14 protein-coding genes are annotated in these 11,884 nt (G+C 49.6%); 9 read left to right on the forward strand and 5 right to left on the reverse strand.

The genetic code is table 11. From position 1 onward, the window contains the following. Positions 1-69 precede the first annotated feature (69 nt). Entirely contained in the window at positions 70-831 is a 762-nt protein-coding gene (locus ACI31H_RS02735) for an NADPH-dependent oxidoreductase (protein WP_439770465.1), read from the reverse strand. An 18-nt stretch (positions 832-849) separates the two neighbouring features. Continuing rightward, positions 850-1,494: an NAD(P)H-hydrate epimerase gene (locus tag ACI31H_RS02740; RefSeq protein ID WP_439770466.1), complete on the reverse strand. Its 645-nt coding sequence runs from the start codon at positions 1,492-1,494 to the stop codon at positions 850-852. Between the two features lie 110 nt (positions 1,495-1,604). Here ACI31H_RS02740 and ACI31H_RS02745 point away from each other — a divergent pair, with 110 nt between their 5' ends. Further along, positions 1,605-1,994, forward strand: coding sequence for a hypothetical protein (locus tag ACI31H_RS02745; RefSeq protein ID WP_439770467.1), 390 nt, complete (start codon positions 1,605-1,607; stop codon positions 1,992-1,994). After that, positions 1,995-2,312 (forward strand): DUF7671 family protein, encoded by a 318-nt coding sequence (locus tag ACI31H_RS02750; protein ID WP_439770468.1) that lies wholly within the window; start codon positions 1,995-1,997, stop codon positions 2,310-2,312. A gap of 91 nt (positions 2,313-2,403) precedes the next feature. Here ACI31H_RS02750 and ACI31H_RS02755 read toward each other — a convergent pair whose 3' ends face one another. Further along, positions 2,404-3,774: an NAD-dependent succinate-semialdehyde dehydrogenase gene (locus ACI31H_RS02755; protein ID WP_439770469.1), complete on the reverse strand. Its 1,371-nt coding sequence runs from the start codon at positions 3,772-3,774 to the stop codon at positions 2,404-2,406. A 323-nt stretch (positions 3,775-4,097) separates the two neighbouring features. Further along, on the reverse strand, positions 4,098-4,454 hold the full coding sequence (locus ACI31H_RS02760) for a DUF488 domain-containing protein (protein WP_439770470.1): 357 nt from the start codon (positions 4,452-4,454) through the stop codon (positions 4,098-4,100). 65 nt (positions 4,455-4,519) lie between these two features. Between ACI31H_RS02760 and ACI31H_RS02765 the strand changes: the two genes are divergently transcribed. The 7 genes from ACI31H_RS02765 (at position 4,520) to ACI31H_RS02795 (ending at position 11,255) form a co-directional block, all read left to right on the forward strand. Further along, complete coding sequence (locus ACI31H_RS02765; RefSeq protein WP_439770471.1) at positions 4,520-5,152, forward strand: DNA-3-methyladenine glycosylase; 633 nt, start codon at positions 4,520-4,522, stop codon at positions 5,150-5,152. After that, positions 5,153-6,316 carry an ATP-binding protein gene (locus tag ACI31H_RS02770; protein WP_439770472.1) on the forward strand — a complete coding sequence of 388 codons (1,164 nt, stop codon included), beginning with the start codon at positions 5,153-5,155 and terminating at the stop codon, positions 6,314-6,316. Next, complete coding sequence (locus ACI31H_RS02775; RefSeq protein WP_439770473.1) at positions 6,316-7,617, forward strand: vWA domain-containing protein; 1,302 nt, start codon at positions 6,316-6,318, stop codon at positions 7,615-7,617. The genes ACI31H_RS02770 and ACI31H_RS02775 overlap by 1 nt, the downstream gene beginning before the upstream one ends. After that, on the forward strand, positions 7,610-7,903 hold the full coding sequence (locus tag ACI31H_RS02780; RefSeq protein ID WP_439770474.1) for a hypothetical protein: 294 nt from the start codon (positions 7,610-7,612) through the stop codon (positions 7,901-7,903). Before ACI31H_RS02775 ends, ACI31H_RS02780 begins: the two co-directional genes overlap by 8 nt. A 72-nt stretch (positions 7,904-7,975) precedes the next feature. Then, the gene (locus ACI31H_RS02785; protein ID WP_439770475.1) at positions 7,976-9,880 is read left to right on the forward strand and encodes a M13 family metallopeptidase; all 1,905 of its coding nucleotides are present in this window, start codon (positions 7,976-7,978) and stop codon (positions 9,878-9,880) included. A gap of 233 nt (positions 9,881-10,113) precedes the next feature. After that, on the forward strand, positions 10,114-10,749 hold the full coding sequence (locus tag ACI31H_RS02790) for a helix-turn-helix domain-containing protein (RefSeq protein ID WP_439770476.1): 636 nt from the start codon (positions 10,114-10,116) through the stop codon (positions 10,747-10,749). A gap of 2 nt (positions 10,750-10,751) precedes the next feature. Further along, positions 10,752-11,255, forward strand: a complete 504-nt coding sequence (locus ACI31H_RS02795; RefSeq protein ID WP_439770477.1) for an O-acetyl-ADP-ribose deacetylase — start codon at positions 10,752-10,754, stop codon at positions 11,253-11,255. A gap of 52 nt (positions 11,256-11,307) precedes the next feature. Here ACI31H_RS02795 and ACI31H_RS02800 read toward each other — a convergent pair whose 3' ends face one another. Next, positions 11,308-11,595 carry a SemiSWEET family transporter gene (locus tag ACI31H_RS02800; protein ID WP_439770478.1) on the reverse strand — a complete coding sequence of 96 codons (288 nt, stop codon included), beginning with the start codon at positions 11,593-11,595 and terminating at the stop codon, positions 11,308-11,310. Between the last annotated feature and the right edge of the window lie 289 nt (positions 11,596-11,884).

Here is an 11,884-nt window from a genome sequence, read left to right on the forward strand (position 1 = left end):
TATGGGTTTTTCTGTCCACTAAAATGTTCAACTTAAATTTTACAATCTGCCATTAGTAATGTTAATTTGTTAATTCCAGTCAAGCGCGAACCCCTGGTCATGTAAAACCTGGGCTAGTTCGTCACGTTTCGTCGGCTGGCCGGAATTTAGCTTACTACCGGTGATCTGCTTGGTAAACGAGTCAACCCGGCGACTGGTGTCACGGAGGTCATAGTATTGGGCAACGTCGTGGTCATAGTCGGCCAGGTCAGCGACGTTGAGGTCGCGCGGATACTGGTTCTCAAAGGCGAGGAACTTAAGCGGAAGCCGGGGCTTTAACTGGGGCTGTTGGTCGGGAACCCCCACTTGCAGCCCGAGTAGGGGCATGGTCATCTTAGGAAGGTGTAAAACTTGAACGAGCTTTGCCGGGTCGTTCTTGATGGAGCCCAAGATGACCCCACCCAGGTCCATGCTTTCGGCCGCGGTTAAAAAGCTTTGGACAGCTAAAACGGTGTCTTCGACGGCTTGCATAAAAATATCGGTAGTGTGGAGACGACCGTCGTCTTGGCCAAGTTGCTGGCGGATTTGCTGGTTACGGTAGAGGTCCACTACGAAGATGAAGAGGTCACCATTGTCGCCGACGTAAGGCTGGTTGGAAATGGCACGAATCTGCTGCCGTAGTTGAGGATCGGTGAGGTGGAGGATACTAAATTGCTGCATAAACATACTGGTTGAGGTTTGGCGGGTCGCATTATAGAGGGTTGTTAGCTGTTCTTTATTTAGGGATTGATCCTTAAATGCCCGGATACTACGGTGGTTAAGCTGGTGATCAATTGTTTGATTATGAATCATGGCACTCATCCTTTCAAATTACTTGTCGGTTGCGTAGGTTCCCATATCATCAGCGATCACAATCCGTCCAGCGTATTCCTTACCAGTACCGGTTGTGAGGCCAACCTTATTGAAGGCGAAGGTGACGGTGGCGGTTGCCTTGACAGCGACGCCCATCACTTCACCGGTATCGGTGTTGATTCCTGAGGGCATGTCGACGGCAACGACAACCGCGGAGCACTTGTTAATGGCTGTGATTGCATCCGCATAGCTGCCCTTAACGGGGCGGTCAATACCAATGCCGAACATGGCATCAACAACCAAGCTGGCCTGATCGAGGACTGCTAGGTCACGAGTTTGGGGAATCTGGTAGTATTGGCAAATCTTATCTTGAACCTGGTGCTCGTCAGAGGCGTGGTCCGGATTACCGACGTTTAGAATGGAAACCTGGACACCGGCGATGTGGAGCAGGCGAGCGATATCGAGTCCGTCACCGCCATTATTGCCGCTACCAGCAACGACCACCACGTGGTTGAGGTTCAATGGGAAGGCGTTGAGAATTTCATCACGAACGGCGAGGGCGGCCCGTTCCATGAGGACTAGGGATGGAATGCCGATGGTATTAATCGTATATGAGTCGTAGTGCCGCATTTGTTCCGCAGTAATTGCTTCTTGTTGTTTCATATCTAGTGACCTCCTAATTTTTTATCTACCACCACGATACCACTATTTAGTGACATTTAGCGCGAAAATCGGTACACTGGTATGTGGATACCATAGGGAAGGTGATTTGCATGGAATGGCAAACGGCAGAGGCATACTTTAAGAAGATGATTGGTAAGAAGGTGGCCTGGACAATCTCGCAACCAGAAGATGGCTTGGTCCGGGCAGGGTACCCGCTATATGACCAGGAATTACTTGAGTTTGTCCGTCATTTTAAAACTAGTACGCAGTATGACCCGCACTACCGCAAAACCCTTCGCCACTACCATGTTAAGCCGAAGATGACAGCGGTCACCGTCAGTCAGGTACTCTTGATTAATAACGTTACGGCTGCCGCCGCGATGCTTTCCCTGATTGTTGATGGTGAAGATGTTCAACGGGGAACCTGGGCTGCCGCAATGCAGGCCGGCTATTTTTACCGCTTGTTGAAGATCCTTAATGATAATAAGGTGGCGGAGTAAATGAGTAAGAAAGGTAAGTACACGGTACAGAAGTTTACGGGGATTCCGGTTGAAACTGATGCTGACGGGAAGTACCAACTAAAGGTTGATCAAAATGGGGATGCTAAGCTCCATACCTGGCGGACCGGCAAGCATACGAAGGGGAAGTACCAGGGCCCCGGTCAATTAATGTTAACCGAGAATAATTTAACGGTGGTCATTTTGGCCGCAGAACCAATGGCCTTCAAAGACCGCCATAGCGAGACCCCCTTGCAGCGGTTTCTGACGGTGCGGGTGACCGATGATGTACTCCAGCAGGGCCTGGCCGAACTAAAGTAATTAGTCCCTTGTGACGGCGAAATATTTAAAACAAAAAAGGAAGGGTCTGGGAATTTCCCAGGCCCTTCCTTTTTAGCCCTTAGGAGACTAACTATTCGGCTTCATACACGAGGTGTTCATTGACAAAGGAAAGTATCCCTTGTTTAGCCAGTTCACGTCCATAGCCAGAGTGCTTAATACCACCAAATGGTAATTCAGGGAGGGAAGCCCAGCCGGCGTTGATCCAGGTCATCCCGGCTTCAATCTTGGCGGCTACTTGCCGGGCCTTTTGAACGTCTTCACCAAAGACGGTATTTCCGAGACCAAAGCTGGAATCATTAGCAAGGGCAATTGCCTCGTCCAGGTCATGGTACTTGTAAACTACCATGACGGGGCCGAAGAGCTCCTGGTCAAAGACCGGGTTGTCCTTGCTAATGTCGGTCAGAATGGTTGGCATGAAGAACTGGCCGGGCAGGTCAACTGGTTGGTTACCGTAGTAAACGTGGGCCCCGTTTTCAATTGCCAGGTCAACCTGCTTTTGCAACTTTTCCTTGGCCCGCTGTGAGTTCATCGGGGCTAACGTAGTGGTACGGTCAAGGGGATCACCCATCTTAACGTTGGCAAAGGCTTCCTTGGCACGGGATAGGAATTCGTCGTAGAGGTTGTCGGGAACGATAAACCGTTTGGAAGAGGTGCAGACCTGACCAGCATTATATAGCCGGGCAGCGGGGATGATCTTGGCTAACTTATCGATATCAGCATCTGGTAGAACTAGGAAGGCATCATTACCGCCCAGTTCCATCGTGTTCTTCTTTAAGTTTTTAGCGGCTTCGGTAGCGACTGCTTTACCACCCCGTTCGGAACCAGTTAGGCAAACCCCTTGAACTCGTTTGTCGGCGATAATCTCACCAACTTGGTCATAATCAACGAAGAGGTTGGTCAGACTCCCAGTCGGGGCCCCGGCCTCTGCCACCAGGTCGGCAAAGGCTTGAGCAGAAGTAGGGCAGTTGGAAGCATCTTTTAGAATCATCGGGTTACCGACCAAGAAATTAGGGATAAAGACCCGGGCAATTTGGTAGAAGGGGAAATTCCACGGTTCCACTGCCATAATAATCCCGCTGGCCTGTTTTAAGACATAGGCATTGCCAGTGGGGGTATAGATTGGCTCAGGTGCTAAAAATTCGTCGGCCTTTTGAACATAGTAGTCACAAAAGCTAGCGCAGAGGTCAACTTCACCTTCTGCTTCACCGATTAACTTCCCCATATCCCGGGTCATGATTTCTGCTAGGGCCGTCCGCCGTTCGCGGAGAAGTTGCCCTAACTTAGTAATCACCGTCTTGCGCTCGGCCAAGCCAGCACCGCTTCGCCATTGCTGGTAAAGCTTATGCCCAGCGGCCAGGGCCTGCTCAACTTCTTGTGGACTAGACTGGGTATATTCTTTTTCAACTTCATTTGTGTACGGGTTGGTTGTTTTATAAGCCATTATTAAATTCCACCTTTCAGCTATTCAATTAACATCACAATTTAAATTTTACAACTTTTTGTGAAATTCACAAGCGATAATAGATATTAAATCAAATCCTTTATAAGACAACCGTTTGCGCACCAATACATCTTTGTGAACTTGTACTATTTTCACAAAGATGAAAGGGGGCTTCACCTAGCAAACATTATAAAAAGAGCTGGAAAAATCTGCTTTTTCCAGCTCTTTGTAAATATTTAATTAGAAATTAGCCCGGCGAGCGCCTAAATTTCACTAGTGGTGAGTTAAAAGCCCCCGGCCATTATTAATTTCCCGGGTAATAGTTAACCTAGTTCCTTTTCCAGTTGTTCTTTGAGGATCACCGCCTGGTTATGCTCCGGATCCTTAGCGCCATACAGGAGAATAATATTTTGGTCGGCATGGCTGGTAACCATTTCCTTAAGGATGGTGTAGGCGACGTTACCCTGTAGTTCAGTTAAATACCGTTGTTTAAACTCGGCGTACTTAGCGGGATCATGGCCAAACCACTTACGTAAGTCATTGCTGGGGCCCACTTCTTTGAGCCAGCAGTCAAGGTGGGCATTAACTTTGGACATGCCCCGGGGCCATAAACGATCAACTAGGACCCGGAAGCCATCCATATCAGCCGGCTTGCTATAAATTCGTTCAATCTTAATCATTGTTCAATCGACTCCTTTAGTATTATCCTACTTTTAGGATAATTCTTTTGAGGAGGAATTCAATTATGTTGGCCAAATACCAAGAATTTTTTACCGGACGTCCCACCACAGCGATTGCCCGCAGCCTGTTGGGGAAACAGGTCCGCTACCAAGGACCAGATGGTACCACCGCGGGCTACATTGTTGAATGCGAAGCCTACTTAGGTGAAAACGATTCGGCTTCCCACGCCTTTAATGGCCGCCGGACGGATTATTCGGAATCCCTGTATGGGCAGCCAGGAAGTATTTACCTTTACCAAATCCGGGCCCACTACTGTTTTGATATTGTCGTTCAACCAGCCGGAGAGCCGCAGGGAATCCTACTGCGGGGAATTGAGCCGAGCCGGGGACAAGAATTAATGGCCCAGCACCGCAAAATGACCGGCTTTAATATGACCAATGGGCCGGCCAAGCTAGTTCAAGCACTTGGTATCCACTCCCGCAAATTAGACGGGCAGCCGCTGGCGGGGAACCGGTTAACAGTTGACTTAGACCAGTTTAAAATTCCCCGGGAAATAGTTACCGGCCCCCGGGTAGGCGTTAACCTGGCCGGTAAAGATGGTCAAAAGCCCTGGCGCTTTTACGTCGCCGGTAACCCCTATGTTTCAGGAATGCGGAAACGGGCAATGGACTTAACGAGTTATGGTTGGAGGAATTAGATGGCATTAACTTATCAACAATTATTAGTGGCGGTCCCCCTAGTACTACGTGCCGGTAATGTACCGAGCATAGTGGGTGATGCTGGAATTGGTAAATCGGCACTCGTTGAAGAAGTAGCCCGGCGGCAGGGGGCGGCCCTGTATACGACGGTGGTTAGTTTAAGTGAGAAGGGGGACCTCGCCATCCCGGTACCACCATTGACTAGTGACTCCTTTGTCCAAACTCAGCACCACGGGCGCCTCGCCAATGTTCAGTTTGGCTATTCAGAAACACTGGTGCAGATTATCAAACACGCCGAAGCCCACCCCAACCAACCCATTATTTGGTTTTTGGACGAGTTTAACCGGGGGAGCCAGGCGGTGCAAAGTGAGTTAATGAACCTGGTTCTCCAGCGTCAAATTAACGCCCTCCGGTTACCGCACCAGGTCCAGATTGTCATCGCGGAGAATCCAGACAGCAGTATGCAAGGCTTTGAAGACCGGGCCTATGATGTGGCCGTTGGTGATGCGGCAATTAAGGACCGGACCGTGCGCCTGGAGATGACCACATCGACAGACGAGTGGCTCCAATGGGCCCAGCAGCGACAACCGGTGATTAACCCGCTTGTAATTAACTACCTACGTACCCACCCGGACCGCCTATCAGTTGTTAATCCTAGTTTGGATGCGGGTGATCTTCAGCCAACTCCCCGGGCCTGGGTACGGGTTTCGACAAACCTTGACCAGTTACAGAAGCTACCAGCAGCCGAGCAGCAATCATTGGCAGTGGATATCTTTAGCGGTGACCTAGGCGCGGAAGTGGGAACTTCCTTTGCCGAGTATGTACTTGCTCAGGGGAATGAACTCACACTGGCCACGCTCCGTTCGGCCGCCGGCCCAGCGGCCTTCCAACAGGTAGATGAAGGGAGCAAGGTTAGCCTACTCCGTCAGTGGCTAGCAAAAGATTCGCAATCCTTAGCAACGGCAACCGGGGCGGCCGCCTTTGAGAAGTTGTTAGTCCAGGTCAGCCCAGATGGCCAGGTTGCAATTGCCCATTCGGTTGGTGAAGCGGGGGCCGACCTATTAGATAAGATGTACCACGCTGCCCAGCAGTCACCGACGGGCGCGGTAAATCAGCTATACCGGCGGCTCGCTGCGATTGCTACCCGGGGGGAGAACCACTAATGGCCTGGTGGCAGAAGCTTTTTAACCGTCGGACCGCGTCTTCGTCGGATGCGGCAGCTCAACAGATCAGTACACTAATTACCTCGGTTCTCCACGAGCAACGTTTTTTAGGGGAAGTCCTACTCCAATTACCGCGCCAGTTTACGGTAGACGCTCAGGGACCAATCGGCCTTGTGTGGAATGCCGGTCAATTATCCTTAGAGGTCAACCCAGCATTACTTAGCCAGTTGCGTAGTGATGAAGCCTGCCTGCTGTTGGAACATGCGGCCCTTCACGTCATTTGGGAACATCCGGTTCGCTATGCTAATTATCCCCACCCGGATCTTGCAAAGCTAGCAACGGACGTCGCGGTTAATCAGTACCTCCCGGCTACACCAACGGGGACCGCCAGCCTGGAACAGGTGGAGCGGCTATTACGAAAACGACTACCAGAAAAGCAGGATTCCCAAGACTACTTGGCCATCCTTGGACACCTTTCTCCAGCCGAACGTGAACGTTTACGGCAGGCCGGCTACAAACTAAATGGTAGTAAGAATGGCCGACAAACCGCGCCTGGTAAACTAGCGGCCAAGGCAGAAAGTCACGCGGGCTGGCGACAAGTGGACCAACCGGGAAATGTTAACCAGCAGTTGCGGTTGACTAAACTACGGCAGCTGGTTCAACGGGCCTGGCGACAAACACCCCAGTGTGACCGGGGACTATTACCCGGGGCGGTTCGCCAACAGCTTACTAGGCCCCGGCCCGCGGTTGTTACGCCCCTATGGCAGCAGATCTTGCGCCAACAGCTAGGAAATATTGCCGCTGGGCGGCGGGAATCAGCGGCCCGCTTTAACCGTCGTCAGCCCCTGCGGATGGACCTACCAGGACAGGTTAGCCGCCTCGTCCCTGATATTGATATTTTTATTGATAATTCGGGTTCGGTACCAGATAGCGAATTAAGCGCCGCCCTAGCTGCAGTTGACCAGTTAACTAGCCATTATCGGCTTACCGCCACGGTGTATACCTTTGATGCCCGAGTCCATTCCCATAGTCAGCGTTTACGCCCCGGGATGGCGGTTAAGCGTGAACGACATGGTGGTGGGGGCACCAGTTTTCAAAGTATTTTTGACTTTTTGCGGACCCACCACGTCAGTAAACGGTCCGTGGTGGTGATCATTACTGATGGTTGGGGAGAGGCCACGCTCCGTGACTACCATTATCGGTATGTGGACTGGCTACTGACCACAAAGCGTGATCAATTATCGGTTTCGGCGCCCGCCAACCGGGTTTTTGAATTAAAGGAGGTCCAGCACAATGAGTGAATTACTAAGGCCGGCCATCATGAAGATGGTACTGACCCATGACCGAAATTATATTCGAGCCGTGGGACTACTGAAAAATGATTGGGATCCCGATGAGCAACCGATTTACCGGGATGTTTTGGCGGCCCATGACGTAACATTGGCACGGACGTTACAAAAAGCGGGCCTTATACATGGCCAAATTGACCTGAGTAATTACCAGGCCGTCAGTCAGCTGCTCGCCAGCCACCCCGACTGGTTTTCACCAGCGGCCAGTCAGGAATTGCTCCGTCCCTTCCAAGATTGAGCGTTCCGATTTTGGCGTGCTTGCAAAAATAGTATAATAAAACTGTAAATTCCATTTAAGGAGGAAGACATGGTGGCAATTAATAAGGATTTAATTAAGGACGACTTGTACGAAGCCGTTAATGGTGACTGGATCAAGGATGCCAAGATCCCCGCTGATAAGCCGGCGACCGGTGGTTTTAATGACTTAGTTAATGGTATTGATAAACAAATGATGGCCGACTTTGCCGCGTATGCAGACGGTAAGGAGAAGAGTGATGATCCCCGGTTTAACGAAATGATTAAGCTCTACCGGGTGGCGAAGAAGTTTGATCTTCGTAAAAAGGTCGGCCCCAAGCCGTTAAAACGGATGCTTTCGAGTGTGGAAGGGTTGAACTCATACGCCGACTACCAGGCCCAATGGCGTAATTGGATCTTAACGGGGATGCCATCACCGGTAGCCTTTGATATCGATGCGGATATGAAAAACGCAACCGTATATGCGCTCTTTGCTGGAGCACCGTCATTGATTCTTCCGGATAAGAGTTACTATGAGGCTGCTAAAAAGGAACAGCACGACCAACTGTTGCAACTGTGGTCGGGGATGGTTAAGGAGCTACTGACCAAGATTGGTTACAATGATAAAAAGGCGGACCAATTAATTGCTGATGCCAAGGCCTTTGATGTACTCCTTGCCCCGAACGTTAAGAGTGCGGAAGAGGCGGCCGACTACAGTAAAATGTACAATCCACAGACCGTGGCAGAGTTGGCGCGGTCAACTGACCAGCTTGATCTGGCGGCTGTTATCAAGGAACTGGTTAAGACGACACCGGAAAAGGTGATTGTGATGGAAACAGCCTACTTCAAGGCCCTAGATAAGATCTTAAAGGACCACTTTACACTCTTTAAGAGTTGGGCCCTGATTAACGTAGTCCGGGGGAATGCCAGCTACCTCGATGATGAAATGCGGGAAATCAATGGTCGTTATGGCCGGGCGCTTTCGGGTAGCAAGAAGCCGGTTAGCCAAGAGAAGTTTGCCTACTACTTGGCCCGGGACGTCTTCAGCCAGGTGGCCGGTGACTACTACGGTAAGAAGTACTTTGGTCCACAGGCTAAGGCGGATGTTCACCACATGGTCGAGCAGATGGTCAATGTCTACAAGGGCCGGCTGGCTAATAACACCTGGTTGAGTAAACCAACCCGTGATAAGGCCATCCTTAAGTTAGATAAGTTAGGAATCCAGGTTGGGTACCCGGATAAGATTCCGGCACTGTATGATAAGTTAAAGGTTGATGAACAGGAATCCTTAATTGCTAACCTGAACCAACTGACGGTGGTGGCCAATAAGGAAATGTTTGGTCGTTGGAATCAGCCGGTTGACCGGATGCGGTGGGAAATGAGTGCTGCCACGGTTAACGCTTACTACCACCCGTTTAAAAACATCATTGTCTTCCCGGCGGCCATCCTGCAGGCTCCGTTCTATTCGCTAAAGCAGACGAGTAGTCAGAACTACGGTGGTATTGGTGCCGTGATTGCTCATGAAATTTCCCACGCCTTTGATAATAACGGGGCCCTCTTTGATGAATACGGGAACCTCAATAACTGGTGGACTGCCGAAGACTCGGCCCACTTTAAGCAACTGGCTCAAAAGATGATCGATGAGTTTGATGGCCTACCAATTGCCGGACAAAAGGTTAACGGAAAGCTAACCGTTTCGGAAAACATCGCTGACGGGGGCGGCCTATCCTGCGCATTGGAGGCTGCTAAACAAGAAGCGGACTTTAACGCGCAGGAGTTCTTCATCAACTGGGCAACGATTTGGCGGATGAAGGCTACCAAGCAGTATGAACAGTTGCTCCTGTCGATTGATGTACACGCTCCACAGAAGTTACGGGCCAACGTTCAGGCGCAAAATCAGGCCGACTTTTACACCGCCTTTGGTATTAAGCCGGGTGATAAAATGTACAAGGCTCCGGAAGACCGGGTTAACATCTGGTAAAGGGTAAGTCTGTTGTCCGCGACGCAGTGTACAAATAAGCGTCAAGTATTCGGGAAAAAGCCGAACGCTTGACGCTCTTTTGTATTCGCGGGTTCCCAGCGGCTGACTTCGCGTTGAAAAATCGTAACTGCCGGCTGTCTCAAAAGGTTAGCGTGACAAATTTGCTGGTTGTCAGTATTGTAATAGGCAATAATTATTTCCCGGGAAATCAACCTAGCTAAAGGAGATATTCAATGGAATTTGCTAAAAAGATTAAACAATATCGAGCCCAGAATAAGTGGACGCAGCAAGAGGTGGCAATTAAGTTAGATGTTTCACGCAAAACCGTTTCAAGCTGGGAAAATGGGCGGTCGTACCCGGATGTTTTTATGTTGGTCCGGCTTAGCGACCTCTATCACGTTAGTTTAGATGACCTATTACGGAAGGACCATGAAATGATTGATAACTATAAGCAAGAACACATGGCGTCAGCCAAAAAAGACCGTAATTTTACTAGCGCGTATTTAATTAATGTCGTTACTAGCCTATACTTTTTATGGCGAGCACTATTTGGTACGGGGATGATTAACCAGCTGCCGCCGCTAGGACGAACGGTGGTGGGAGTGATTATTGGCCTGCTGTCCTTTAATACCTACTACCTACTGAGTCAGGTGAACTGGCGAGGCCTAGGTCGGGGCAACCAACTTAGTTTGGTCCTAACCTTCTTGGTAGTAACGGTCCTGTTAACCAAGCTTGACTTTACCGCCTTACCGAGAACCAGTTACGGCTTTGGACTGGGGATGGGCCATGGGGTTGTCATCGCGCTTTCCGCAATTTCGCTTATCGAAACGATCTGGCTCTACCCGCAATTTAGGCAAAGAAGGGATTAGTAATGGGAAAAATCAAGGTAACTGAAGGTGACATTACGAAGGTGAAGGTCGATGCGATTGTCAATGCTGCTAACACCACGTTAATGGGTGGTGGCGGTGTCGACGGAGCCATCCACCGGGCGGCCGGGCCCGCCCTATATGCAGCCTGTGAGAAATTTGGTGGTTGCCCGACGGGGGAGGCCCGGATCACGAGCGGTTTTAACCTGCCTGCGAAATACATTATCCATACACCGGGACCGGTTTGGCACGGTGGTCAACACGGTGAAGACCAGCTCCTAGCCAATTCCTACCACAATAGCTTGGAATTAGCAGATCGGAATGGTTGCTCAACAGTTGCCTTCCCGTCAATTAGTACGGGGGTATATTCTTTCCCACTTAAGAGGGCGGCCCGCATTGCAATTCACACTATTCAGGAGTTTTTGCCAACTGCCCGCCATGTTGAAGAGGTCACAATGGTCTGCTTTGATCCGGTGACGGCGCGGGCCTATCAAGAAGCACTTAAATAATAAAAATGGGGATGCGTGTCTTTGAGCATGCGTCCCCATTTTATGATGTTAATTAGTGGATGAATGAAGTAATCGCGGTAACTAGACCGAAAATAATTCCGGGGAAGTTAGCGATGATTACTGGCCAATCCCGCTTATCAGGCTTAACCCAGCCGTAGATGACCCACAACAGGGCGTTGATGGAAGCAAAGAACGGCTGAATAGGTGATACCGGGTGACCGGAAAAGTTAGCGATAATTTGTTCAATGTATGAAAAGTACATTACAAGGCAGGCGATCGTGGCAAAGTTCCCAGTGAACTTCCGGACACGTTGCTTACCGGTTAATTTTGGTTTATCCATAATAAAGAATCCTCTCAAGTAAAATTTACTAAAATAATCATAAATAAATAACAATTAATAACCACTTTTGCCATATCATATCGCGCAAAAAAGTCAGTGTCAACCGGTTGACATATAAAATAGTAAGCGCTAACATAGAAAACGTTAACAAAGTGATTCAATTCTGGAATTAGATTTTTAACTAAAAGGAAAGAAGAGAGTAAGCATGGCATATCTTACATTTGATACTCAAGGCTTAAAGCAATTTGTTCATGATAACGAACTCGGTGAAATGCAGGCGATGGTTAAC

The sequence above is a fragment of the Limosilactobacillus sp. genome (assembly GCF_051873035.1).
Classification (GTDB): domain Bacteria; phylum Bacillota; class Bacilli; order Lactobacillales; family Lactobacillaceae; genus Limosilactobacillus.

What these genes read in the sequence shown, in the direction of transcription:
- ACI31H_RS02745 (WP_439770467.1), top strand. Translation starts at nt 1,605, where the DNA reads ATGGAATGGCAAACGGCAGAGGCATACTTTAAGAAGATGATTGGTAAG.
- ACI31H_RS02760 (WP_439770470.1), bottom strand. Translation starts at nt 4,454, where the DNA reads ATGATTAAGATTGAACGAATTTATAGCAAGCCGGCTGATATGGATGGC.
- ACI31H_RS02735 (WP_439770465.1), bottom strand. Translation starts at nt 831, where the DNA reads ATGATTCATAATCAAACAATTGATCACCAGCTTAACCACCGTAGTATC.
- ACI31H_RS02740 (WP_439770466.1), bottom strand. Translation starts at nt 1,494, where the DNA reads ATGAAACAACAAGAAGCAATTACTGCGGAACAAATGCGGCACTACGAC.
- ACI31H_RS02765 (WP_439770471.1), top strand. Translation starts at nt 4,520, where the DNA reads ATGTTGGCCAAATACCAAGAATTTTTTACCGGACGTCCCACCACAGCG.
- ACI31H_RS02795 (WP_439770477.1), top strand. Translation starts at nt 10,752, where the DNA reads ATGGGAAAAATCAAGGTAACTGAAGGTGACATTACGAAGGTGAAGGTC.
- ACI31H_RS02750 (WP_439770468.1), top strand. Translation starts at nt 1,995, where the DNA reads ATGAGTAAGAAAGGTAAGTACACGGTACAGAAGTTTACGGGGATTCCG.
- ACI31H_RS02790 (WP_439770476.1), top strand. Translation starts at nt 10,114, where the DNA reads ATGGAATTTGCTAAAAAGATTAAACAATATCGAGCCCAGAATAAGTGG.
- ACI31H_RS02770 (WP_439770472.1), top strand. Translation starts at nt 5,153, where the DNA reads ATGGCATTAACTTATCAACAATTATTAGTGGCGGTCCCCCTAGTACTA.
- ACI31H_RS02755 (WP_439770469.1), bottom strand. Translation starts at nt 3,774, where the DNA reads ATGGCTTATAAAACAACCAACCCGTACACAAATGAAGTTGAAAAAGAA.
- ACI31H_RS02800 (WP_439770478.1), bottom strand. Translation starts at nt 11,595, where the DNA reads ATGGATAAACCAAAATTAACCGGTAAGCAACGTGTCCGGAAGTTCACT.
- ACI31H_RS02780 (WP_439770474.1), top strand. Translation starts at nt 7,610, where the DNA reads ATGAGTGAATTACTAAGGCCGGCCATCATGAAGATGGTACTGACCCAT.
- ACI31H_RS02775 (WP_439770473.1), top strand. Translation starts at nt 6,316, where the DNA reads ATGGCCTGGTGGCAGAAGCTTTTTAACCGTCGGACCGCGTCTTCGTCG.